19 protein-coding genes are annotated in these 23714 nt (G+C 64.1%); 7 read left to right on the top strand and 12 right to left on the bottom strand.

The genetic code is table 11. The features are described 5' to 3' along the window. Positions 1 to 71: 71 nt before the first annotated feature. From AC1DBN_RS06965 to AC1DBN_RS06925, 9 genes are all read right to left on the bottom strand, one after another. A complete protein-coding gene (locus tag AC1DBN_RS06965) occupies positions 72 to 887 on the bottom strand; it encodes an MBL fold metallo-hydrolase (protein WP_477722878.1) in 816 nt (271 codons plus the stop codon). Between the two features lie 404 nt (positions 888 to 1291). Beyond that, positions 1292 to 2836 carry a dihydrolipoamide acetyltransferase family protein gene (locus AC1DBN_RS06960; RefSeq protein ID WP_477722877.1) on the bottom strand — a complete coding sequence of 515 codons (1545 nt, stop codon included), beginning with the start codon at positions 2834 to 2836 and terminating at the stop codon, positions 1292 to 1294. Positions 2837 to 2841: 5 nt separating this feature from the next. Continuing rightward, the gene (locus AC1DBN_RS06955; protein WP_477722876.1) at positions 2842 to 3963 is read right to left on the bottom strand and encodes an alpha-ketoacid dehydrogenase subunit beta; all 1122 of its coding nucleotides are present in this window, start codon (positions 3961 to 3963) and stop codon (positions 2842 to 2844) included. Continuing rightward, positions 3960 to 5189, bottom strand: coding sequence for a thiamine pyrophosphate-dependent dehydrogenase E1 component subunit alpha (locus AC1DBN_RS06950; RefSeq protein ID WP_477722875.1), 1230 nt, complete (start codon positions 5187 to 5189; stop codon positions 3960 to 3962). Before AC1DBN_RS06950 ends, AC1DBN_RS06955 begins: the two co-directional genes overlap by 4 nt. A 190-nt stretch (positions 5190 to 5379) precedes the next feature. Then, positions 5380 to 7164 (bottom strand): DUF2334 domain-containing protein, encoded by a 1785-nt coding sequence (locus AC1DBN_RS06945; protein WP_477722874.1) that lies wholly within the window; start codon positions 7162 to 7164, stop codon positions 5380 to 5382. Positions 7165 to 7228: 64 nt separating this feature from the next. Continuing rightward, entirely contained in the window at positions 7229 to 8419 is a 1191-nt protein-coding gene (gene wecB / locus AC1DBN_RS06940) for a non-hydrolyzing UDP-N-acetylglucosamine 2-epimerase (protein WP_477722873.1), read from the bottom strand. Positions 8420 to 8470: 51 nt separating this feature from the next. Beyond that, positions 8471 to 9118, bottom strand: a complete 648-nt coding sequence (locus tag AC1DBN_RS06935; protein WP_477722872.1) for a calcium-binding protein — start codon at positions 9116 to 9118, stop codon at positions 8471 to 8473. Next, a complete protein-coding gene (locus AC1DBN_RS06930; RefSeq protein WP_477722871.1) occupies positions 9115 to 10452 on the bottom strand; it encodes a glycosyltransferase family 2 protein in 1338 nt (445 codons plus the stop codon). Before AC1DBN_RS06930 ends, AC1DBN_RS06935 begins: the two co-directional genes overlap by 4 nt. Positions 10453 to 10464: 12 nt before the next feature. Then, positions 10465 to 10749 (bottom strand): hypothetical protein, encoded by a 285-nt coding sequence (locus tag AC1DBN_RS06925; RefSeq protein WP_477722870.1) that lies wholly within the window; start codon positions 10747 to 10749, stop codon positions 10465 to 10467. Positions 10750 to 11845: 1096 nt separating this feature from the next. On the opposite strand from AC1DBN_RS06925, the gene AC1DBN_RS06920 reads away from it, so the two are divergent. After that, positions 11846 to 12565: an AfsR/SARP family transcriptional regulator gene (locus AC1DBN_RS06920; RefSeq protein ID WP_477722869.1), complete on the top strand. Its 720-nt coding sequence runs from the start codon at positions 11846 to 11848 to the stop codon at positions 12563 to 12565. A 95-nt stretch (positions 12566 to 12660) separates the two neighbouring features. Here AC1DBN_RS06920 and AC1DBN_RS06915 read toward each other — a convergent pair whose 3' ends face one another. Together AC1DBN_RS06915 and galU are read right to left on the bottom strand one after the other, a co-directional pair. Beyond that, positions 12661 to 13485 carry a response regulator transcription factor gene (locus tag AC1DBN_RS06915; RefSeq protein ID WP_477722868.1) on the bottom strand — a complete coding sequence of 275 codons (825 nt, stop codon included), beginning with the start codon at positions 13483 to 13485 and terminating at the stop codon, positions 12661 to 12663. A gap of 174 nt (positions 13486 to 13659) precedes the next feature. Next, entirely contained in the window at positions 13660 to 14550 is an 891-nt protein-coding gene (gene galU, locus AC1DBN_RS06910) for a UTP--glucose-1-phosphate uridylyltransferase GalU (protein WP_477722867.1), read from the bottom strand. A gap of 923 nt (positions 14551 to 15473) precedes the next feature. Here galU and AC1DBN_RS06905 point away from each other — a divergent pair. The 4 genes from AC1DBN_RS06905 (at position 15474) to galE (ending at position 20766) form a co-directional block, all read left to right on the top strand. Further along, entirely contained in the window at positions 15474 to 16889 is a 1416-nt protein-coding gene (locus AC1DBN_RS06905) for a hypothetical protein (protein WP_477722866.1), read from the top strand. Between the two features lie 82 nt (positions 16890 to 16971). Next, positions 16972 to 18663 carry a GT4 family glycosyltransferase PelF gene (gene pelF, locus AC1DBN_RS06900; RefSeq protein ID WP_477722865.1) on the top strand — a complete coding sequence of 564 codons (1692 nt, stop codon included), beginning with the start codon at positions 16972 to 16974 and terminating at the stop codon, positions 18661 to 18663. Then, positions 18660 to 19742 carry a putative glycoside hydrolase gene (locus AC1DBN_RS06895; RefSeq protein WP_477722864.1) on the top strand — a complete coding sequence of 361 codons (1083 nt, stop codon included), beginning with the start codon at positions 18660 to 18662 and terminating at the stop codon, positions 19740 to 19742. The genes pelF and AC1DBN_RS06895 overlap by 4 nt, the downstream gene beginning before the upstream one ends. Next, a complete protein-coding gene (gene galE, locus AC1DBN_RS06890; RefSeq protein ID WP_477722926.1) occupies positions 19738 to 20766 on the top strand; it encodes a UDP-glucose 4-epimerase GalE in 1029 nt (342 codons plus the stop codon). Before AC1DBN_RS06895 ends, galE begins: the two co-directional genes overlap by 5 nt. 40 nt (positions 20767 to 20806) lie before the next feature. On the opposite strand, the gene AC1DBN_RS06885 is transcribed toward galE, so the two are convergent. Beyond that, positions 20807 to 22027: a DUF4832 domain-containing protein gene (locus tag AC1DBN_RS06885; protein ID WP_477722863.1), complete on the bottom strand. Its 1221-nt coding sequence runs from the start codon at positions 22025 to 22027 to the stop codon at positions 20807 to 20809. A 453-nt stretch (positions 22028 to 22480) separates the two neighbouring features. Between AC1DBN_RS06885 and AC1DBN_RS06880 the strand changes: the two genes are divergently transcribed. Further along, positions 22481 to 22948, top strand: a complete 468-nt coding sequence (locus AC1DBN_RS06880; RefSeq protein WP_477722862.1) for an Hpt domain-containing protein — start codon at positions 22481 to 22483, stop codon at positions 22946 to 22948. Positions 22949 to 23108: 160 nt separating this feature from the next. After that, positions 23109 to 23573 (top strand): Lrp/AsnC family transcriptional regulator, encoded by a 465-nt coding sequence (locus AC1DBN_RS06875; protein WP_091722458.1) that lies wholly within the window; start codon positions 23109 to 23111, stop codon positions 23571 to 23573. The last annotated feature ends 141 nt before the right edge of the window (positions 23574 to 23714 follow it).

Raw genomic sequence — 23714 nt, 5'->3', positions numbered from 1 at the left:
GAGGCTGCAGAGAGCCCCGCGGAAAGTGATATCCCCCGCGGGGTTTCTCGCGTCAACGGGTGCCCGCTTGGTCAGTACTCCCGGTGGGTTTCCTGGAGGCGCTTGATGAACCAGCGGGACTGTTCCGGCCCATAGGGCAGCACGGGGATCGCCTTGGTGGCGTCGTCCGGGGTGTCCCGGATGGACTGGCGGGCCTGGCGGACGGCGGTGGTCAGCGTGTTGGCCATGGTCTTGACGAACTGGTCGCTGCACGGCTTCCCGTGCCCGGGGATCAGGTACTCGTAGCGGTGGCGGAGGGCCGAGATGTGCCGGAGCGCGTCGGCCCACTCCTCGGGGAACGAGTCTTCGAAGGACGGATGGGCGCCCTGCTCCACGAGGTCGCCCACGTACAGGGTGGTGGGAGTGCCCACCAGCAGGTCGCCGTCGGTGTGGCCGCGGCCCAGGTAGAACAGTGTGGCGGTGACGCCGCCGAGGTCCACCAGCACCGGCTGGTCGCGGACGATGGCGTTGGGCACCACGAGCTCCACATTCTCGCCCTCGCCGGTGGACATCTCCGGTTCCAGCGTGCCGACGAAGCGCCGCTGCAGGTCACCGCGCTGGTCGATCTCGGAGGCGCAGTTCTCGTGGCCCCAGAATTCCGTGACGCCCGCTTCGGCGAACACGGCGTTGCCGAAGAAGTGGTCGTAGTGCGCGTGGGTGTTGACGACGACGAGGGGCAGCTGGGTCTTTTCCCTGACCGCGTCCAGGATTTCCTTGCCCTGGCGTGGGCCGCAGCCGGTGTCGATCACCATGGCCCGTTCGGTCCCGACGATCAGTCCGGTGTTCAGCAGCGATCCCTCGGTGACCAGCACGTAGTTGTCCGCGCCGACCTCAAGCCATTCCGACATTGTTTCTCCGTACCTCCGGCAAAGCAGTGTGCGTTCGTGTAGTCGTCGATTGTACCCATGGGTCCTTGGCTGTGCCCGGGGCCACGCCCGCAGGGTCCCAGCCTGCCGGGGGTGGCCCGGATCAGGAAGTCGCCGGACAAGGGGAAGGCCCCTCCTAGGAGGGGCCTTCAACGTAGTGATCATTTGTCTTCAGATTATGGTCAGCGGTGATGCACTCCCCCTTCCCGAACGCCTCTGGCGTCCATCCGGACTATGACAGAACCGACTCTAAAACGATTGCCGCCCGGGCGTAAAGGGGTCGGGAGGAAAAAGTTCATTCAGCGGATATGTGAGTCGGGAAGACCACCACGAGTGAGCGCGCGTTTGGAAAAACACCACCACAAGTGAGCGCGCGTCGGTGGGGGTTAGATGTCGGCGAGGAGGGTGGTGGGGTTTTCGATGGCGTCGGCCACGAAGCGGAGGAAGCCGGCCGCTGTGCCGCCGTCGCAGACCCGGTGGTCGAAGGTGAGGGTCAGCTCGGTGACCTTGCGGACCGCCAACTCGCCGTTGACTACCCACGGCTTGTCGATGATCCGGCCCACGCCCAGGATGGCCACCTCGGGGTGGTTAATGATCGCGGCCGAGCCGTCCACGCCAAACACACCGTAGTTGTTCAGCGTGAAGGTGCCACTGCCCAGTTCCGTGGGGGTCGCCTTGCCTTCGCGTGCGACGTCGGTCAGCCTGCGGATCTCCGCGTCCAGCTCCCGGGCGCTCAGCTTCTCGGCAGAACGGACCGACGGAACCACAAGTCCCCGGTCGGTCTGGGCGGCGATGCCCAGGTTGACGCCGTCGAACCCGACGATCTCCTGCGACCCGTCTTCAGCGGACTCAATCCGCGTGTTGAGCTCCGGGTACTTTTTTAGCCCGGCTGTGACAAAACGGGCGATGAACGCCAGCAGACCCGGAACCGCAGCTCCGCCTGCCTTCATGCCTTCCCGAAGTTCCATGAGTCCGGTGGCATCAACGTCCACCCACACCGTAGCTTCCGGGATCTCCGACCGGCTGCGGGACATGGTGGCGGCCACGACCTTGCGGACCCCGCGGACGGGGGTGCGGGAGGAGATCGCGAGTCCCGTGCGCGCGTCGCGGCCCTGGGTTTCTTTGGTTTCGGCAGGCTCAACCAACGCGGCGGGCTTGGTTTCGGCAGGCTCAACCAACGCGGCGGGCTTGGTTTCGGCAGGCTCAACCACCGGAGCACTGATGGCCTTCTCCACGTCGCGGCGCATGATCAGGCCGCTCTCCCCGGAACCGTGCAGCTCCCCCAGGTCCACGCCATGCTCGCGGGCCATCCGCCGGACCAGCGGGGAAATGACAGCCCCCAGCTTGCCGGGGACGCGGGTGCGCAGGAGCGTAAGGTCGTCGGCGGCCTTGTCCGCAGGCTGGGTTTCGGCCGGCTCAAGAACGGAGACGGAAGCTTTGGGCAGCCGCGTCCGCTTGGCAGCAGCGTGGCCGCCCGGGGTTCCGTAGCCGATCAGGACGTTCCCGGACCCAGCTTTTTCTTCTTCCCGATAAGTTTCGGCTGCCGCCTCAGACGCAGTCGACGCGGATGATGCCGCCCGGGGAGTGGCATCGGGCCTGTCGGAGCCGGACGGCATGCTGCTTGCAGCATGGCCGTCCGGCGAAGGGGCGGGGGCGGCATCATCCGCGGTGACCCCCGCACCAGAACCCACAGGTGTCACCGAGATCAGCGGCTTCCCCACGTCCAGGGTCTCCCCCGGCTTGCCATGCAGCTCGGCCACGATCCCGGCATAGGGGGACGGCACCTCAACAGCTGACTTTGCCGTCTCCACCTCGGCGATGGGCTGGTCCACCTCAATCGAATCGCCAACGGCAACGTGCCAGGAGACCAGTTCGGCCTCGGTCAGCCCTTCGCCCAGGTCCGGCAGCAGGAACACTCGCGTCTCGCTCATAGAAATCAGTTCTCCCACTGCAGGTCGTCAACGGCGTCGAGGATACGGTCCACGCCGGGCAGGTAGTACTTCTCAAGTTTCGGCGCCGGGTACGGCACGTCGAAGCCGGTGACGCGGCGGATGGGGGCCGCCAGGTGGTGGAAGCAGCGCTCCTGCACCCGGGCCACGATCTCGGACGCCACGGACGCGAACCCGTGCGCCTCGGCGATCACCACGGCCCGGCCGGTCTTCCGCACCGACTCGCACACAGTCGCATCATCGAACGGCACGATGGTCCGGACGTCGATCACCTCCAGCGAGCGCCCCTCCAGCGCAGCGGCCTCGGCCGCGGCCAGGGCGGTGGGCACGGACGGGCCGTACGCGATCAGCGTCGCGTCGGTGCCGGGACGCGCGACGGCGGCCCTCCCCTCCGAGCCACGTCCCGCCGTCGTGCCTTCCTGGGAAAGTTCGTGCTGGCGGCGGAGCTCGGCGAGGTCCACGGAGTCCTTGGTCCAGTACATCTTCTTGGGTTCCATAAAGACGACGGGATCGTCGGAGTCGATGGCTTCGCGGAGCATCCGGTAGCCGTCGGCCACGGTGGCGGGGGTGTAGACCTTCAGGCCGGCGGTGTGGGCGTAGTAGGCCTCGGAGGAATCGCAGTGGTGCTCCACGCCGCCGATGCCGCCGCCGTACGGGATGCGGATCACCAGGGGCAGCTTCACGGTGCCGCGGGTGCGGTTGTGCATCTTGGCCACGTGGCTGACGATCTGTTCGAACGCCGGGTACGCGAACGCGTCGAACTGCATCTCGATCACCGGGCGCATCCCGTTGATCGCCATGCCCACGGCCATGCCCACGATGCCGGACTCGGCCAGCGGGGTGTCGAAGCAGCGCTGCTCGCCGAACGTGGCGGTGAGGCCGTCCGTGATGCGGAAGACGCCGCCCAGGAGCCCTACGTCCTCGCCGAACATCAGGACGGAGGAATCGGCGTGCATGGCATCGGCCAGGGCGGTGTTCAGGGCCTTGGCCATGGTGACCGGCTGCGGGCCGGACGCATCGGCGGTTGCCGCGGCGGAGGCAGCAGCCCGGGCAGTGGCGGCGGAAACGTTGCCGTTGGCCTCGGACGAGGTGGTGACGGTGGGGCTCACTTGCCGGCCTCCTTCGAATCAGTGGTGGATGCAGCGTCGCGCGCGAGTTCGTCGGCGAGCATGTCGGACTGTTCCTTCAGCTGCGGGGTCTGCTGTGCGAAGACGTGGCGGAAGAGTTCCTGCGGGTCCACGGGCACGTCCTCGCTGAGGCCTTCGCGCAGCTGCGCGGCAACCGCCTCAGCCTTCGCACGGATCCGGGCCTCGCCGTCGTCGTCCAAAATCCCCTGGTCCGTGAGGTACGTCCGCATCCGGTTCACGGGATCCTTGGCCCGCCACTCGGCAACCTCGGCGCTTTCCCGGTAGCGGGTGTCATCGTCGGCGTTGGTGTGCGCCTGCATGCGGTAGGTGTTGGCCTCCACCAGCAGTGGGCCGGAACCGTCGCGGCACAGGGCGACGGCGCGGTCCAGGACGGCGAGGAGCGCCACCACGTCGTTGCCGTCCACGCGTTCGCCCGCCATGCCGTAGCCCACGGCTTTGTGCGCGAGCGACGGCGCCACGGACTGGTGCGCCAACGGCACCGAGATGGCGTACTTGTTGTTCTGGACGAAGAAGATGACGGGCAGGTGGAAGACGGCGGCGAAGTTGAGGGCTTCGTGGAAGTCGCCTTCGCTGGTGGCGCCGTCGCCGCACATGGCCAGCACCACGGTGTCCTCGCCGCGGAGCTTGGCGGCGTGCGCAACGCCGACGGCGTGCAGCAGCTGGGTGGTCAGCGGGGTGGACTGGATGCCCACCTTGTACTGGAGCGGATCGTAGCCGCCGTGCCAGTCGCCGCGGAAGATGGTCATCACCTGGACGGGGTCCACGCCGCGGGTCATCACGGCCACGGCGTCGCGGTAGGTGGGGAACATCCAGTCGCTGTCCGCGAGGCACAGGGCGGCGGCCACCTGGCACGCCTCCTGGCCGTGGCTGGATGGGTAGACGGCCATGCGGCCCTGCCGGACCAGGGCGGAGTTCTGGTCGTTGACGCGGCGGCCGACGACGAGCTTTTCGTATGCAGCGAGCAGTTCCGTATCGCCGGGCACGGGGTATTCGTGGCCGGGTTCGGCGCCCTGCTCACCCTTGTCCTTGAGCCGGCCTTCCGAGTCCACCATCTGGATCTGGTGCCGGGCGGGCAGCATGTAGTCCTCGGCGGTGATGCCGAACTTCTTGACCGCCTCGGTGAGTGCGTTGTCCGGCCCGGTGCTACGGGCGGTATCCGGGGCCGTGTGGTTCGCGGAGATCGTCATTGGTCCGTCCTTCTGTTGCCACTATTCCTTCCAAGTATTGACCCGGAGCCAGTTTCGTATCCAGCAGCTGCGGAAATCGTGGAGAAGTTGTATTAAGGGACCTAGACTGAGAGACGATTTGCAAATGTGAGCTGGGTTACGGCAGCGGTTGTGGACGAAATGGCGGGGCGGCACACCGGGCCGCCCTTCCTCATTTCAGGTCGCCGACCGGGACGAACGTGTAGCCGAGATCCTTGATGCCGGTAACTGTCTGCTTGAGCAAGTCGAGGTTCAGATAGGGATGGAAGAAGAAGCTGGCCGTGGACTCCCTGACGACCAGGTTCGCTTTGGCCCGGTTGATGATGTACTCCGGATCCCGGATGGCGTGGTTGTTCTGCTCCGTCTCGGTGATATTGCCGAGGTTTTCGGGATACACCGTGGTGCCGTAGATGTCGTGGACGGTGTACGGAAAGTATTGACTGTAGTCCGACGTGGGGGTGATCTCTTTGCCGGACACCATGCCGCCGTAGTAGTCGGACTGTTCGTACCGCGCCTTGTACACCGCGGCGATGGCAGCATGGCCGTTGACGGATGCGGAGTAGTGGGGAGTCTCAAAGATGGTGGGTTCGCCCAGACCGGCGTCGATCATCACTTGCCGGCCGTATTTGATCCGGGCGACGTGCTGTTCGATACTGTCCTCCTCCACAGGGCCGATCCTGGTGATGTAGGAGTCGGCCTTGCACTCACCGAATTCGTAGGGTGGCCGTTCTGTGTCCGTGCACCCGTACTGGTAGAACTCGTAATCCTCACCCGTTCTGCCGCTGTACGGGTTATGAAGCGTGCCGTATTGATGGGTGGTGCCGTGCTGTATGAGTGTTCCACCACGCGATTGCATGTACTTCAGCGCTTCGACCACCTTCGGCCTGTCGAGCAGGCTCAGCCCGTACCAGCTGGACTTGTGGGGGATGGGGGCCACTTGGACGGGAATGACTGCCACTTGGAAAGGCACTCCGGCATCGTGGAGGTAGTCGGCGACGCTCCGGAGCTCACCGGGATCGGATTCGGGGCCAACGTCCTCCAAGCGTAGAGCAGCCTGCCGCACCGGTTCCGTCCCTGGCGCGAGCAGGTCGTAGTAGAGATCCGAGAAGATCAGGTAAAGGTCGTTCTTATCGATGTCATTGAGAGGCACCTCGGTCACATAGGTGAGGTTGCCTGAGCTTACGGCCCAGGCCAGCCCGGCCATCGGTGGTTCGCCGACGACGTCACAAGCATGGGGGCTCTCTGGGTCACCGCACACGATGGTCGCAAGGGTCCGTGCCTTTCCGGGGTCCAGAATGCGCGGACTGTAGACGATGTCGGAGTTGAGCGTGTTGCGGCGCACGGAACGGTCCTTGTACGACACGGATTTCACTTGGTCGTTGCTCACCGCTAGAGGGGAAGTGGGATCCCAGCCGTACCGTGATACGAACGCCGCGATCGAGTCCTGCTCATACCCGACGAGGTCATCGATATTCTGCTCCACCCAGAGCACAGGCACGGTGCCCTTCAGGACGTCGGTGAGGAAGGCCTTTGGCGGTGTGGCGTTGGAGTCCTTCCCGAGGTAGACGACGGCGTCGAAGTCCCTCATCATGCCCGCGGTGTAGTCGCCCACGACCGCAACCCTGGCTTCGCCAAAGTGGGTTGCCAGATTCCCAGCGGCAATGCCGTACAGTTCGGCGTCTTCCGAGGCGGCACCGGTGCCGTCGTAGAGCACGAGCGTGCGCGCCCCGCCCGGTCGGCCGAACCGCGACGAGAACGTCGCGGTCTTCACGGCCGATCCGTCGGCGTCGGAGTTCGTCACCGCGGTGTATTGCTGAGCGAGGAGGGAGTTTTCTCCTTCGACGAGGCTGTCGTCGGTGAGGCCGAAGACCGCGCCAGCGGCGACCAGTGGCAGGGACACCAGGGCGATTACCCACGCCAAGCGCCCTCTTCCGGACAACTGGTACTGCTTCTCCATGGATTCTCCTCGAGGTGTGGGTGACGGCTCTGCTGGCAGGCATTATTTCCGCGTCCGGCGACTTTCAGGCGACAGGGACGGCTGCTGCCCAGTCCTGGAACTGCTGCACGGTGTCGTCGTGTCCGTAGTGGCGGGCCAGGGCCTGGACGGTCCGGGCGGCGGCGTGCCCATCGCCATAGGGATTGAGCGCCCTCGCCATGCGCCGGTAGGTCCGTTCGTCCTTGATAAGGATGGACACCGCGTCCACAATCGTCTCCTCGTCCGTGCCGACCAGTTGCACGGCGCCCGCGATCACGGCCTCCGGCCGTTCGGTCGTATCCCGCATGACCAGCACCGGTTTGCCCAGGGACGGCCCCTCCTCCTGCACTCCGCCGCTGTCGGTGAGGATGATGGAGGATCGCTCCAGCAGTGCGCAGAACTGTGCGTAGGGCAGTGGTTCCGTGACCAGGACGCTGGGGCAATGCTGCACAGCAGGCAGAATTGCCTCGCGCACCAAGGGATTGCGGTGCGCCGGGAAGACGAAGTCGTGGTCGGGGTGCGTTGCAGCCAGTCGGGCGATCGCGCGGCCGACCTGACGCAGCGGTTCTCCCCACGATTCACGGCGGTGTGCCGTCACGAGCACCACCGGACGCCCCGTTGCCAGCCGCGCGCCCAGTGCGGGGTCCTCGATCCTCGGCCGGGAGGCGACAGTGATAAGCAGGGCGTCGATGACCGAGTTGCCCGTCACCACGATCGAGTCGGAAGGGACGTTCTCGTGCAGCAGGTTGTCCCGGGCGGCCCACGTGGGAGCCAGGTGGAGGGCCGCCATCTGGCCGGTGAGGCGACGGTTGATCTCCTCCGGGTAGGGCGAGTATTTGTTGCCCGTTCTCAGTCCCGCCTCGGTGTGCACCACCGTGACGCCGGCGTAGAAGGCCGCGAGGGACGCGGCAAAGGTGGTCGTCGTATCGCCCTGCACCAGAACCGCATCCGGTCGGTCGGCGTCGAAGACCTGAGCCAATCCCTGCAGCGTCCGCGTCGTGATCTCGGTCAGCGTCTGACCGGCGGCATGGATGTTCAGGTCCCGGTCCGGGACGATGCCGAAGGCCTGGTTGACTTGGTCCAGCATCTCGCGGTGCTGGCCCGTGACTACGACGCGGACCTCGAAGCGGGGATCGTCGCGCAGTGCGATCACGAGTGGTGCCATCTTGACGGCCTCAGGCCGTGTGCCGTAGATCGCCATGACAGAGATGGGCGTCTTAGCGGATGAGTGAGACATGGGATTGCTCCTGGTGCGATGGGTGTCCGGTTGAGGGCCCGAAGGCCTTGGTCAGTCGGAGGGGGCGTTGAGTATGTCCAGGCCGGTGAAGCGAACTCTCGCGTCCTCGGTGTACAGCCCGATGCTTCCTCCGCGGTACGGTCTTTCGTCGTCGGTGATGGTCGCAAGCTCACGCCCGTCGACGCTCACCGTCATGCGGGGCCAGTCGTGCACCACTCGCACGCGGTAGTCTCGGCCGATGGGGAACTGTCGTTCCACACCGGTGGTGATGAAGCGTTGATTTCCCTCATACGCGGGGTCCTGTTTGGATATCTCCCACCCGTTGGGCTTGAGTGCCACAGCGTAGAAGTGTTCGTCGTCGCGGAGATTCCACAGCACCCAGCCCACTTCCCAGTCGTTCGGAGGACCGTTCCGCACCTGGGCCTCGGTGTGCACCGTCACCTCGAAGCTGGGGTCCATGTAGGAGCGGGTGGTGTGCACGAGACCGCCGTGGGTGATGTCCGCGGAGGTGGCCGCCTTAGGCTCGAGCACCACTTCCCGGTCGTTTCCCGAGGCCTCGCCGTACCCGGCGTACATCACGGTCCATCGTCCGTGGACCTCACCGTCTGACCATGGGCCGATGCGATGCTGGCTCAGGCCGACTCCGACAATGGAACCTACGAGCAGGATCGCGGCGCCCAGGAATAGTGCTTTCCTCATGCCGGTGCCGCCAGCGGGTGGTCCGGCTCCTGCGCGGCCGAGTCCTGGTCGTCAGTGGTCCGGTCCGTCTTTGCCCAGGAGTTCCGGCCCGAGAGGGAGCGGAAAGCAGCTTTCCAGCCAGCGACGTACCAGAGTCCGGCGTAGCCGACGTAGACGTGCAGGACCACGAGGGCGGTCAACAGCCCGAAGCCGTGATCGCGTTCGTGGCGCCAGTAGACGGCCCCGAACATCAGGGCGGGCCCAAAGGCCACGGCGTAGGCCGAGACCCACCACCACGAGAAGTCCAAGGTCCCTGCCAAGACGCCGATGCCGATGCTGGCGATCCACAGTAGGAAGGCGGCGCTGAGGAAGGAGGCGAGCAGGAGGAGGTAAGGGCTAGTCAGGTGGTAGAGCAGGTCCACGCGGCGCGCGCCGGTCAGGTCCCGCAGCACCCAGGGGACCAGCGTCCAGGACTGCAGGTGCCCCTGGAACCACCTGGTCCGTTGTTTGACCCAGCGCCGGGCGTCCACGAGACCCTGCTGGTGCACAGCCGAGGTGGAGCAGAATTCCATGTTCCACCCTCTGATCAGCAGCCGCACGCCGAGGTCGAGGTCCTCGGATAGGCTCCTGGACCAGGGCGCGGAGCCCAGGGTGTCGAGGGCTGAGAGCCTCACGAACTGCCCGTTGCCGCCCAGTCCCACGCTCCCCAGGTGCCGGCGGCCGCGTTGGAAAACCTCGGTGTAAAGCACGAACTCGATGTCCTGCATCCTGGCCAGCAGGTTCTGGTGGCGGTTATTGATCCGGACGCCGATCTGGACGGCGCCCAGCCGGGGATCGGCGAAGAGCGGCATCACCTCGTCCAGGGCCTGCGGTTCCATCCTCCCGTCGGCGTCCACAACGCAGACGACGACGTCCGAGGCGTCGGTGTAGGCGCCGAGCGCCCCGGACCGGATGTGCCGGATCGCCGCGTTCAGCGCTTCGCCCTTGCCCTGCCGGGCGGTCGGCAGCCGTCGTTGCAGCAGGCTGACCCTGGGATCGGGGTGGGATCGCGTGATGGCCGCTGTGCCGTCATCCGAGCCGTCGTCGATTACCAGGATCTGCATCCGCGGGTGGTCCATCTCCACGAGCCGATCGAGGCTTGCCGCGAGAACCCGTTCCTCGTTGAGACATGGCAACACGAAGATGACGGCTTTGTCGGCCGCGGTTGCGGGGAAGGTCACCGCTCGACGTCGGGCGTACGCCGGTTCGAAGCGGGACAGCACGAGCATCAGCACACCGTACAGAACCGACAGGAGCACTAGGCTCACGGCCAGGATCAGGACGAAGTCTATGCGCTGACCGGACAGGAGCATCATGGCCGTTGTTCCCTACGCCCGTGCTCCATGGCGGTCGGCCGTGGAGTCGACCTGCCACATCGGCGTCGCGGATTGCGGGGCGCCCGACGCGGCCGGCCCGTTGTGCGCGAGGCGCCGGCGGACGGAGCGCGTCGTACTCAGAAGGCCTGACACTACGACGGCGCTGATCACGAAGAGCACGTAGGACAGGAACAGCGTCATGGAGACCATGAGCAGGAATCGTTCCCCCAGGTGGAGTGCCGACTCTGCGGCCTCCGCCGACATGACGACGCTCATGGGCATGTCAGAGTTCGGCATGTGAGGTACTCCTTGGACCCGAAGTCGATCCGTCCCCGCGGCGGATCGGTGGGCCCCTCTCCCCCGGACCGACCAACGAATTCCCGGTCGGCATCCGGTTCACCCCTCCGCCACTGCTTCTCGAGTGGGGACGCGAGCCGGACTGTTTCAGATGGCCCTCGGCAAAGAAGAAAAGGGAACACGGTCTGCCTCCAATCACAACTAACTACTAGAGATGCCTAGCTAAGTTGTGGTCCATGATCAGGGCGTGACTGAGGCGTGACTGCTCTTTCTCAAATAGCCCCTTTGGACTGGGCTTCACCTATCATGACGGGCACGAGCTTCCAGTGCCCTGAAAGGTTGGGCTGGAGTACACCCCTGCAGAATGTGCAAACTCAAATACAGCCGTGCCGCAAACGGCGTAGCTTTATTGCCAAGCTCATCGGACGGGGAAAGCGAGCATACCCAGTGGTTTCATGGCCCTTCCGCAAGGCCCTGAAACCACTCGGTCACCTGGGCAAGGGCGGCTTCCAAGTCGGCGGCATATATTGTTTTCGTTTCGGAGCCGTCCGCTGACAGAGTGGAAAGACGGGCTCGCAACTGCTGCTCGTGCTCGGCTTCACGCCATACATTGATCACAAGCGTCCACAGGTTCCCTGGAATGCTGAAGCCTGCTAACCCTTCAGGATCTGGTCCATAACTCAAAGTGACTCCTGACAGGTGTTGGGACGGTGGCGCGGCTGGCCGTACATCGGTAGCCGACTCTTGCTTTCTACATCAGTCTTACCACCAGGAACACAGGTGCATCGTCTGCCAGCACGCCCCGGTAGAACTTTGCCAGCAGTTGATGTGGCATAACACTTCTTGTAACTCCCCTATTTGGATTTGAAATGTTGCATCCATTTTCTTGGGTGTGCTTGTGAGGTACTTTGTGAAAAGTTCAAGCAGAAGGACTTCAGGCGTTGCTTGACTGCCAATGGCGGCAGCACGAGTACGCAATGCTGATGAGCTGGAAACGCTCAAGGCACCGGCGTCCACTGGGGAGCCGCAGGTTACGCGAGCTCGCGCGATTGTGTTGTGATCGCGGCGACGTAATCAGCCCTTGTTGGGGGATAGCATGGCGCAGGACAATGACGACGAGTTGAAGCTCAAGCTTTTCGAACGTTGGCAATTGTGGCAAAACGGATCAGAAGTCCGCATGGCATGGCGGCAACAACGGCTCATAGCCGCGCTGGCGATCGCAGGACCGCGGCCCCGCCGCTACCTCAGTGGACTTCTGTGGCCGGAAAAACCAGAAGCCCGGGCAATGGAAAGTCTGCGCACATCCGTGTACATGGTTTCCAACCAGGTTCCCGGCCTCCTGACGAACGACGGGCAAGTGCTGGCCCTATCGGATCGCGTTGCTGTTGACCTGCACGAAGTCACCAACAGCATCAGACAGTATGGACAGCCGGGATTCAAATTGTCGGACGAGAATTGTTTGGCTTGCCTTCACTGCGGAGAGCTGCTGCCCGGATGGTACGACGACTGGGTAGTCCTAGAGCAGCAACGCCTTCGCAATCTCAGGTTACGTGCGTTCCTTGTCTTGGCCCGGCAATGGCTTGATGAGGGGGAGGCTCACAAGGCCGTCGAGGCCGCTGAGGGCGCCCTGGAACTCGAGACGCTCCACGAGAGCGCCGTCGCCCTGCTCATCCGCGCGGAGTTGAAGGCCGGCAACCGGGCCCGAGCGCTCCAAACATTCGAGGCCTTCAGGACCAACCTGGAGATTGAACTGGGCATAGAACCTTCAGAGCACCTTACGAAACTTGCTGCCGACATACATCCCACGATTGGATAGCGCAAACCCCCAATACACAACGGAAGTCCACGTGGCGGGGATCCCGGCTCTGGGGCATCACCATGTCGTCAGTACTGAACCGGTGGAGCTGGCGGCTAGGGGGTCATTCGGTACCCGACGCCGTGCACCGTCTCGATCCACCGGGGTCGCCTGGAGCTTTCCCCGAGCCGCTTGCGCAGGTTGCTGACCTGCACCTCCACGGCGCGCTCCTCCTTGGCGCTGACGAAGGACCCGGAGGTGTAGGGCTCGTTGCGGAGCCGCCGCACCAGATCGGACTTGGTCTGGACGGTCCGTCCGTTTTCCATGAGGACCAGCAGGATGTCGAACTGGCTCCTTGTCAGGCTGATGGGAATGCCATCAACCGTCACCTGCCTGGTGCCTTCATGGAGGGCCAGTCCCTGATGGGCGAAGTCGAAGCCGCCGGCAGGCTCAACGGGCAACCCCTGGACATCAGCCGCCCCCGGGAGGGCGCCCATCCTGTCTGATCCCGCGAGAACCAAAGCTCCTTGGCTGACCGGCACGGAATGAACGCCGGGGAGCTGGCGCATGATTCTGGGCCGGCGGAACATTGCCCGGACCCGGGCAATGAGTTCCCGTTTCCGGAAAGGCTTGATGAGGTAGTCATCCGCTCCCGCCTCAAACCCCATGAGCGCATCCGCTTCGTCTGCACGCCGGCTGATGATGATCACATAGGCGTCGCTGAAGGTCCTGATGCGCCGGGAGACTTCAATCCCGTCAAAGTCTGGCAGGCCGATATCGACAGTGACGATGTCGGGCCTGTGTTCGATCACCTTCGAAATGCCCTCGGACCCCGAGGACGTTGGGTGCACGGCAAAGCCTGACTGCCTGAGAATGTCAGTCAGTGCTGTTCGGATGACACCGTCGTCCTCGATGACTACGGCTACGCCGCGCTCCCCCAAAATCGTTCCCCCTTACGTCGTGGAGCCTCGGCGTGGGGTCTGATCCAAGTGTCTCCTGCCCTGATGCCGGCGGCTGCCGCCTGGCTTCAAGCAACCGCAGTGGAGCCGGCTGCCTGGTACTTCTCACCGCATTCGACGCCGCTCATGGCGCGGATGGTTGCGGCGGCAAATGTTTCAGCTGATGAAGTCCTTGATCCAGGTCTTCAGGTCCTCGCCGAATTCCACCCGCTCAGACGCCAGGGTGATGACAGCTTTCAGGTAGCCGAGCTTGTCACCGGTGTCGAAGCGGCGGCCCTTGAAGACGACGCCGTACACGCCGGGGCCTTCACCGCCGTCGGCAGCCATGGTCTGCAAAGCATCGGTCAGCTGGATTTCGTTGCCGCGGCCCGGTGCCGTGTTCTCAAGGACTCCGAAGACGGACGGGTGCAGCACGTACCGGCCGATCACGGCGAGGTTGGAAGGGGCTTCGGCTGCAGCCGGCTTTTCCACCAGGCGGTCTACCCGGACGTATTCCTCACCCTCCACAGCGGTGACGGCCGCGCAGCCGTAGGCACTGATTTGGGCCGGATCAACTTCAATCAAGGCGATGACTGAACCGCCCGTCTTCTGCTGCACATCGATCATGGTGCTCAGCAGGTCCTCGGCCTCATCAATGAGGTCGTCACCCAGGAGAACCGCGAAGGGCTCCTCCCCCACATGCTGCTTGGCGCAGAGCACGGCGTGCCCCAAGCCTTTGGCTTCGCCCTGGCGGACGTAGTGGATGGGCCCCAAATCCGACGCGTACTGGACCGACTCCAGCCTGGTGCTGTCGCCCTTTTCCTCCAGCACGCGTTCCAGGCCGGGTGCCCGGTCGAAGTGGTCTTCAAGGGCGCGCTTGCTGCGGCCCGTAATCATCAGGACGTCGTCCAGGCCGGATTTGATGGCTTCTTCCACCACGTACTGGATGGCCGGACGGTCCACCACCGGCAACATTTCCTTCGGCATCGCCTTGGTGGCGGGCAGGAAGCGAGTTCCCAATCCGGCAGCAGGAATGACGGCTTTAGTAACAGCTTTCCCCATAGTCATGGGAGAACCATATAAACGAAGTCAGCAAACTTACAATCCGGTTGATCATTCCAGAAATGACAATATTCACATGCGTAACAGCATTGGTCAGCAAGGCCTGGATCGCAGCCCGAGGATTTCCCACGGAATCCTTGAATTAGCGCGAGTCAATAGGTGATTACCACTACAATCCCAAGACGACGAGAGACGTTAATCACAAGGCAAGCTCCGGCTCTGGCGCACTTTCAGGGCGCCGGTGCGGTACCCTCAGGAAATTCAACCGCACTCACCACGTCAGCGCACCCTAGATATCGCTGACCTGCGGTGATACCAACCCAGTGGGCGATTTGCGCCGGCGCTGAGGAAATACTGAGAATTCGCTGCACATTTCAGAAACCTTGATCTTGAGTAAAGAAAATTCTGAGAAGTCCCTGATTAGCTGGAGACGCGGACCGCCGCCAGCAGAGGGTGATGGATGCGGGACCGCGTGAATTATTCCTACTTTCCGGAACTCGACGGACACCGAATAGATGCTGTTTTTCAGGCCTTCGAAACAACCAAGTATTGGGCCAAAATGAAACTGAGTACTCATTACTCGTGCATTCATCCGCTGGCCTTCATCTAATGAGGTTGATGAACTTCGGCTCCCGTAATGGGTGCCGGTTTGACCGGAGTCGGCGGCGGAAGCCAGCCTTCTGAGACCGGGCTGGCCCCCCAGTCCGCCGTCGGCTCCCTGCCTCTGTCCGCCCTCAGATGTTCTACGCAATTTCATTCGCGCCAACGCCTGCCGCGTCTCTTCATCGAAGAGAGACCGGCGGGCGTTTCCATGCCATCACACAACCCGATTTTTGAGGGGCTGCGGTTGCCACACCGCCGCCCGACTGCCTTAGAGGAAAGACACACATCCCTTGAAGTCCCTGCTGCAAGATTCGTATACCCGTCAGATGTCCATGCTCATTCTCGTAGGCCTGGTGTTGTCGGCTCTTGTACCCTTCGCCGTCCAGCTCTTCCCCGCCGGCGCGGACATGCCGGTCTTCGTGGCGGCAGTCCTGCCCATGCTCCTCGCATTGGCACTGATCCTCCGGCCGGGCGTTGCGGGGCGCGACCGCTATGGAAACCGCCGCGCCTCTGAGCGCCTCGGAGCGCAGCTCCTCCTGTACCTGTCGCCCGTACTCCTGCTGAACATTGTGTACCCGGTGGTGAGCCCTTCCATGGCGGCGGTGGACGTGGACGGGGTGCCGCTGACGCTGGTGGTCCTGGCATCCTCCATCACTGTCCCCTGGATGGCGCAGGCAGCCTGCCTTCCCATCTACCGGGTACTCGGCGACCTCATGGCTAACCGGGACCTGGAAGCCATCACCCAGCGGTTCTGCCAGTACTGGCCCACCATTTTCCTGCAGACCCTGCCCCTGATCGCCGCGTTCGCCGTGCCGATGTGGCTGGCAACCGGGTGGTCCGCGTCAGTGATGCTCCACTACGTAGTCCTGTGCGTCCTGCACCTGCTGTTCGTCCAGTCGCTCGTCCTGGCAAACGTGGCCAACCGCCGCGGCCTGTGGGCCATCGCCTGGTCCGGCTATGCTGCCGCACTCTTTGTCTCCCCCACCACCTGGTGGCTCCCGCCGGTGGTGGGCACCCTCACTCAGCTGGTGGCCATGCGCGCCGGGCTGCGCCACGTTGGCTTCGCCAAGCGCCTCAGCATGGGGGTGGTGGGGCTGGACCTGGTCCGCGGAATCCTCATGGGGGCAGTGCTGTGGGCCGATAAGTTCGCCCTGTTCGCTGTAACCAAAGGCGACTTCAACGTCGTGGCGGTGTTCGCCGCAATGCTCCCTGCAGTGGTTGCCTATAACTTCTACTTCGTCCAGCTGGCCCCCGGCGTGGACAAGGCCCTGGGCCGCCTCCACCAGGACATCGCCGAAGCGCCCATCAGCTCGCTGAAGGGCAGCTCCCGCCGGCTCACCCGTGTTGTTGACCGATCAGTGTTGCTCACGGGTGCAATCGCTGCGCTGCTGACGCTGACCGTCTCCCTGGTCATGGCGGGCGTTGATCCGGCGCAGACCGTGTTGGCGGTTGCTGCTGCGGCGGCTTCGTGGGGCTTCATGATCATGACACTGCTCAGTTACGAGCTGGACTTCATCGGCGAGAAGGTGACACCCCAGCTCCTTGGCGGCGTCCACCTGGCCGTGTGTGTTCTCGCCTTTGTGGCGGGTGGACTGTTCGGTCCACTGTCCGGTGCAGCGGGAAGCTACCTCATGCTCGGAGCCGTGGACTTCATCCTCATCGCCATTGCCTGGATGTTCTACAGGCACCATTGGAGCCAGCCGGAGTACACGCTCTTCTGGCGCCACGCGACCACCTGGTAACAGCCTGACCGGGCACTCCGGCAACCAACCCACTCCATCAACCACAACAAAACTGACTACGTGAATGCATAAGGGGAACATCTTGTACGCGACACTGAAAAGCCCGGACACGCTGCCAAAGGACATCCTGCCGCTGCGGTCCGCCCAGCCTGCGGCTACTTCGGTTCCTGAGTACGAGGACGTCGATGTTGCCATTGTCATGGAATCCACGTACCCGTTCCTCAAGGGCGGCGTATCGGCTGTTGTCCACGACATCGTCACCCACAACCCTGACCTGACCTACGGCATCATCCACATCACCTGGGACTCGACGTCGCCACAGACGGACCTCTACGGAATGCCCGCCAACGTCCGCTGGGTCCGCACGGTCTTCCTCAGTATGGAAGAGCACCGGAAGGACTTCCTTGCGGTGACCGCGAAGGACCTGGGCATGACTTCCCAGCAGCGCACTGACCTTTCGCACCGGCTCTTTGACGCGTTGTACGCGTTGTCTGAGTTCGGCGACGTTGAGGGCCTGTGGCAACTGATCGACGAGGGGCTCAACGAACGGACCCGGCAGTACCCCCTGTGGGCGCTTCTGGGTTCCAAGGAGTTCATGCAGGCGCTGCAGGAGCGGCTGCCCCAGCTGAACCTTTCCCTGGCCAACTCCTTCTGGACTTTGCGCAACTTCTTCTCCCTGGCTTTCGCGGTGCTTGGGGAAACCATGCCCCGTGCCAGCGTCTACCACGCGCACACCACCGGCTACGCCTCGCTGCTGGGAGCGGCCGCGGCAAGGGACCATGACACAGCATTCCTGCTGACCGAGCACAACCTGTACGTCCGGGACACCGTGAACACGCTGCTGGACCGCAACATGGCCCTGTCCATCACCTCGGAGGACTACCGGACCTTCGACGTGACTGCGGAACAGCGCGCCTGGATGGCGTGGTGGACCGAGATGGGCCGGTTCTGCTACCCCAGTGCACGGTTGATTACCTACCTGTACCCGAGCGCGATCACCGAAGCCGCCCGGCTGGGCACCGACATCGACAAGTCCGTGGTGGTGCCCAACGGCATGGTCATTGAAGAGTTCGATGAGAAGTACCGGGCCCGCCAGCGGGCTTTGGCGACCATGGAAAAAGAGGGCTCCGACTACGTCTGGCACCTGGTTTACATTGCCCGCGTGGTACCCATCAAGGGGCTCCTGGACCTGCTGTCCAGCCTGGAAATCCTCCGTGACCGCGGCTACCCCAACATCCACCTGGACGTCCTGGGCCCCACCGAGCACGTGCCGGAATACTACGAAGCCTGCCTGGCGAAAATCGAGGCCCTGGGCCTCACGGACCACGTCACCATCCACGGAACAGTCCACGTGCGGGACATGCTGGACCAGTTCGATCTCCTGGTCCTGCCCAGCTACAACGAAGGCCAGCCCATCGTCATCCTCGAAGCCATGGCAGCCGGCATCCCCACTGTCGGCTCGGACGTGGGAGGCGTAGCCCAGCAGATCGCGGACAACCTCATCACTCCGGACGGCCGCACCATCGGCCCCTGCGGGGAAACGGTGACCCCGGGCGACGTCCACCAGATGGCTGACGGCATCCAGGCTGTCATCGGGAACCTGGACGGGTACGCGGCCTACGCGGCCAACGCCCGCACCAGGGTCCAGGAGCTCTTCCAGATGCATGAGGTGATGTCCTCCTACAACCAGATCTACCGCGCCCTGGGGGACCTCCCCGCCAGCGGCGACCTGCTGGATCCCCTGGATGACGAACTGGTCCCGGCAGAGCTGTGAGCGGCGTTGGCGCCTGGATCCGGTACGGCGATCCCATCACCCCGGACCAGCTGGAGTTTGCGGCCAAGCACTACCGCTCAGCCATCCTCCAGCCCTGGGAGACGGCGGCGGCAGCCCAGCTGAAGCGTCTCCGCCCGGATATGACAGTCCTGTGCTACAAATGCCTGTCCTCCACCCGCGACTACGAACCCGGTCCGGTCTACAGCTCAGGGATTTCCTACCAGGAGGCCGAGCAGCAGGGCGGCAGCTGGTTTGCCACCCGGCTGGACGGATCGCGCATCCAGTGGAACGGCTACGGCGGGCACTGGCAGATGAACGTGCTGGATCCCGCGTACCGGGAACGCTGGGTTGAAAACGTCTCCGCCGAGCTGGCGGATTCGCCCTTCGACGGGGTGATGGCTGATAACGACGTCTTCGAGGACTACTACCAGCTGGACCTTCCCATCCGGGAGGCCGACTCCATGGAGGCCCTGCGGCACGGCCTCGACCTCCTGGTCCACGCCGCCGGCACGTCGCTGAACAGCGTCGGAAAGATACTGGTTCCCAACATTGCCGAGTCGCGCCGGATTCCGGGACGGTGGGCTTCCCACGCGGCCTACGGGGGCGGCTTCGAAGAAGTATGGCTGGGCTATGGTCCTGCCAACCTGTTCGATCCCGTGACCGCAGAAGCGCAGCTGGGGCAGGTGGAAGGGCCCGGCCTGTCGATTCTGCGCGTTCCCACCGACGGGGACGACACCCACCCCAACTTCACGTACGGGCTGGCGGCCTTCTGGATCTTCGGCGCAGGCCGCGGGTCCTACTCGGCGACGGCCCACGACGACTACAGCCGCACCCAGCACATCCCCGAATTGGACTGGTCCCTGGGCAGCCCGCAAGGGAAACCCGAGGGCCGCAACCACGTCTGGTCCCGGGAATTCAGCAACGGCTGGGCGGCTGTGAACTTCAACCAGGACGGCCGACGCCGGAAACGGGTCCGCGTGCCCGCGGGGCTGCAGGACGCGTCCGGGCGTCCGGCTCCGTCATCCGTGGTCCTGCCGGCACAGCGGGGCGTCATCTATCAGCGAGGACAGAACAATTAGGATTCTCATCACCGGCGGGTGCGGGTACATCGGGTCGCACACCATCCTTCGCCTGCTCGAAGCCGGACACGACATCACCGTCATCGACAACCTCAGCAACTCCCTCTCCGAGTCTCTGCTGCGCGTGGAGAAGCTCACGGGCCGCGAGATCTCCTTTGTGGAAGGGGACATTGCGGACAGCTCGTGCCTCAAGAGGATCTTTGACCAGGACGATATTGAGTCGGTGATCCACTTCGCCGGGCACAAAGCCGTGGGCGAATCCGTGAGCCAGCCCCTGCGCTACTACGGCAACAACGTCAGCGGAACGCTGACTCTCCTGGAGACCATGGACGCCTACGGCATCCGGAACCTGGTGTTCAGTTCATCGGCCACGGTGTACGGCGCGAATCCCGAGATGCCGCTGCGGGAGGACTTCCCGCTGAGGGCCACGAACCCGTACGGCCGGACCAAGCAGCACATTGAGGAGATCCTGGTTGATCTCCAGGCGGCTGATAGCCGGTGGCGGATAGCCCTGCTGCGCTACTTCAATCCCGTCGGCGCCCACCCCTCCGGGCTCATCGGCGAGGACCCTCAGGGCCCGCCCAACAACCTCTTCCCCTTCGTCACCCAGGTGGCGGTGGGCCGCAGGGACAAGGTCAGCGTCTTCGGGCATGACTACCCCACCCCTGACGGAACCGGGGTCCGCGACTACATCCACGTCATGGACCTGGCAGCCGGCCACGCTGCAGCGCTGGACTATCTGGCCGAACACCAGGGGCTGCATACGTGGAACCTCGGGACGGGCCAGGGTTACTCCGTGCTGGAAATCATCCATGCTTTCGAGGCCGCCTCCGGCACCACCGTGCCGTACGAAATAGTGGAACGGCGCCCGGGAGATGCACCCGTCAGCCTGGCCGATCCGTCCAGCGCCTTTCGCGACCTGGGATGGACGGCGTCGGAGACGCTGCAGACTATGTGCGCGGATGCGTGGCGCTGGCAGCAGCACAACCCGGACGGGTACCGGGCCAGCCCACTACCTGCATGACAGGGCACGACGGCGGCCGGCGAGTTCCGCCGTCGGGCGTTCAGGGAGCAGGGAGGTACTTGCGCCCCAGGGTCAGCCATCCCGGTTTGGTCTGGTCCTGGGATGCGTTGGCGAAGCGCAGGGGCACGCCGTTTGCGAGCGGGTTAGCCGCGCGCACCACGAGGGTGTAGGTGCCGGGGGCCAGCCCGCTGACGCTGACAGGGGACTTCCACTGGACCGACATCCCGGGCTTCACGGCGGTGAGCTTCCACGACGTTTCCCACGTCCGGACCATGTTTCCTGCGCTGTCCACGGCGGCAATCTGTATAGGCCAGTCGTAATAGAAAGGTGCCACCCCCACGTTGCTGACCATCACACTGACATCGCTCTGCCCGGCCACGGTTCCGCGGGTGACGGCGAAGGAGGTCGCGTGGAACCGGTAGCCCAGGGACTGGGCGGCCGCGGTGGCGTTGCTGAGCGCCTGTCCCGTGTATCCGGGGCTGAAGTTGTGCTGGTTCAGGAGCCAGGAGGCGTGGGTGGCTTGCACACTGTCCGTGAAATTGATGTCGGCACCGCTTTCCACCACGGGGCAGAGCATGGGAGCGTCGAAAATGCAGTGCTGGATTTCGGGCCGGAGTTCTCCGCCCACCGGCTGGGTGAGCCATTTCTGGGTGGCGCCGGCCTGCGCCATTTTGTCCATGAAATGCCACCCGGTCCCCGGCAATGTGCTCACGGCGAAGGAGTCGTCGTGGTAGCCCACGTTCAGGCTGCTGTTGGCGGCGTCCGGGTACCTGACCTGGAGCTTGGTTTTGGTGAAGGCCTTGGTGTAGGCCTGCAGCACGCGCTGCTGGGAGGCCGGCGATGCGAGCCAGTTCTCGGCGGAGGCCCACCCGTCGTGAGGGTAGGTGTGCCATTCGCCCCAGAAGCCCAGGAGGCCCATTTGGATGAACCCGATCCGCGGATCGCCGTTGTAGCGGGACCCCAGGGCGGCGATGAAACCGTCCATGGCGTCCAGAAGGCGGGGGTCGTCGTAGTTCGGGGAGACGCTGATCCCGCCGTTCCCGTGGTCCCAGTAGGCGTGGGTGGCGAGGCCGGAATTCAGGAGGTATGCGGGGACGCCGGAGGGCTTCCCCGGATAGTCCAGGTAGAACCTGAAGACCGACTGGTGGCCGCGCGCTGCGATGGCGTTCAGCTGTGCTTCGAAACCTGACCAGTTGTAGGTGCCCGGTCCCGTCACTACGGAGCTGACCGGCACGTAGAACCACTCCATGGAATGGGGCACCCCGTTATAACTGCCGGCGTACGGAACGAAACCTGCAAGGGGACTGCTCGCCGGGACAGGTCCGGCGGCCAGGGAAACCCACTCACCCGCCGGATCCGCTGCTTCGGCCGGAGAAACCGCTGATCTGGAAGGAACGATTAATAACACCGCAGCCACCAGGCATGACACAACAACAGCAAGCACAAGCCGCCAGTGGCTTGCTAATCCGCGCGAACGAAACCCCAAAGTATTCAATTGCATTTCCCCCTGAGACCCGGTGCAAGCACCAACTGAGACCAAGCAGTGAAAAACATCTATGAGACCAGGAACTGCTGACGCCACTCCCAATGGCGCTTCAAACTCAGTACTTCGCACTGATCCTAAGGCCAAAAGCACCAGCCCCCTCAGGGATTTCCATAACTCTTTTCAAAACTTTTGTGCTGAAAAAGCCACCCCTACCCCAAGGCAGTACGCATGACCCCCATGACATCCCCGTCCCACGAATTCACCACCCCGGCGGTAAAGACGTTTCCCGCGCAGACAGCCCAGGCCGAGCGCCCCTTGGTGGACCACCTGGTCCTCGAACGGCTGAGGGAGGAACTGGAGGACGACCGGGGCTATACCCGCGTCTTCGTCGCCGACTTCGTCCGCTGCCTCCCCGGACGGATAGAACGGCTGCGCCATGCCCTCACTACCGGGGACTGGGCGGGCTCCTTTGACACTGTGCTGAGCTTGAAGACCTCCAGCCAAATGGTGGGCGCGGAGCAACTGGCCTCCCTGGCCGCGGACCTCGAGGCAGAATTGCGCAGCGACGCCACCACGGCGAACCTGCCGGATGCACTGCCGCAGCTCGCAGCAGCATTTCTCGCCCCAATCCTCCGCTGCAGCACACGAACCAGGGACAGCCTCGCGTCCCGGTATCCGGTCCCGTTCCGCCGCTGAAATGCCGGGGAACTCCAGGTCATTCTTCTTCCGAGAGCGCGCCTGACACGAGGATTTGTATACCGCGGCCCGATTCACGGCATTGAAACTGCTTCCCGGTGCCTACACTGGGAGACGATTTGTAAATGTGAGCTGGCTTACGGCAGGGGTTGTGGAGGGCATGGCGGCGAAGGACGGCCGGGCAGAACCGGTGGAGCTGGACGACATCGACAGGAGCATCATCGCGGAGCTCACCCGGGACGGCCGGATGTCCGTGACGCAGGTGGCGGAGAACGTCCACATCTCCCGGGCGCACGCGTACACCCGCATCAACAGGCTCACCTCGGACGGGGTGCTGTCCCGGTTCACGGCCGTGGTGGATCCCATCAAGGCCGGGCTGAAGTCCTCCGCGTACGTGACGCTCAAGCTCAAGCAGGACTCGTGGCGGGAACTGCGAGACCAGCTCGGCGCCATCCCCGAGGTGCACCACATAGCCCTGGTGGGCGGCGACTTCGACGTCATCCTCCTGGTCCGCGCCGTGGACAACATCGACCTCCGCCGGGTCATCTTCGACCAGCTGCAGTCCATGCCCGGCGTGCTGGATACCCAGACGTTCCTGGTGTTTGAGGACGTGGACACCCGCTAGGCAAGCTCCTGCGGCCACGGCTCCGGGGTGCTACCTGCTCGCCCCCGGAGCCCAACAACGGCGGGACGCGGGAGCCGGCGGGCCGATTCGAGTACTGCAGAAAGCGCGAGTAGGCGGACCCAAAATCAAGTACCTCTGCTG

Source organism: Pseudarthrobacter sp. 10T415, from assembly GCF_056394175.1.
The sequence above is the reverse complement of the archived record's forward strand: the minus strand, read 5'-3'. Positions and strand labels throughout refer to the sequence as shown.

What these genes read in the sequence shown, in the direction of transcription:
- AC1DBN_RS06880 (WP_477722862.1), top strand. Translation starts at nt 22,481, where the DNA reads ATGACCCCCATGACATCCCCGTCCCACGAATTCACCACCCCGGCGGTA.
- AC1DBN_RS06950 (WP_477722875.1), bottom strand. Translation starts at nt 5,189, where the DNA reads ATGACGATCTCCGCGAACCACACGGCCCCGGATACCGCCCGTAGCACC.
- galU (WP_477722867.1), bottom strand. Translation starts at nt 14,550, where the DNA reads ATGACTATGGGGAAAGCTGTTACTAAAGCCGTCATTCCTGCTGCCGGA.
- AC1DBN_RS06905 (WP_477722866.1), top strand. Translation starts at nt 15,474, where the DNA reads ATGTCCATGCTCATTCTCGTAGGCCTGGTGTTGTCGGCTCTTGTACCC.
- AC1DBN_RS06965 (WP_477722878.1), bottom strand. Translation starts at nt 887, where the DNA reads ATGTCGGAATGGCTTGAGGTCGGCGCGGACAACTACGTGCTGGTCACC.
- AC1DBN_RS06960 (WP_477722877.1), bottom strand. Translation starts at nt 2,836, where the DNA reads ATGAGCGAGACGCGAGTGTTCCTGCTGCCGGACCTGGGCGAAGGGCTG.
- AC1DBN_RS06945 (WP_477722874.1), bottom strand. Translation starts at nt 7,164, where the DNA reads ATGGAGAAGCAGTACCAGTTGTCCGGAAGAGGGCGCTTGGCGTGGGTA.
- AC1DBN_RS06935 (WP_477722872.1), bottom strand. Translation starts at nt 9,118, where the DNA reads ATGAGGAAAGCACTATTCCTGGGCGCCGCGATCCTGCTCGTAGGTTCC.
- wecB (WP_477722873.1), bottom strand. Translation starts at nt 8,419, where the DNA reads ATGTCTCACTCATCCGCTAAGACGCCCATCTCTGTCATGGCGATCTAC.
- AC1DBN_RS06920 (WP_477722869.1), top strand. Translation starts at nt 11,846, where the DNA reads ATGGCGCAGGACAATGACGACGAGTTGAAGCTCAAGCTTTTCGAACGT.
- AC1DBN_RS06875 (WP_091722458.1), top strand. Translation starts at nt 23,109, where the DNA reads ATGGCGGCGAAGGACGGCCGGGCAGAACCGGTGGAGCTGGACGACATC.
- AC1DBN_RS06925 (WP_477722870.1), bottom strand. Translation starts at nt 10,749, where the DNA reads ATGCCGAACTCTGACATGCCCATGAGCGTCGTCATGTCGGCGGAGGCC.
- AC1DBN_RS06930 (WP_477722871.1), bottom strand. Translation starts at nt 10,452, where the DNA reads ATGATGCTCCTGTCCGGTCAGCGCATAGACTTCGTCCTGATCCTGGCC.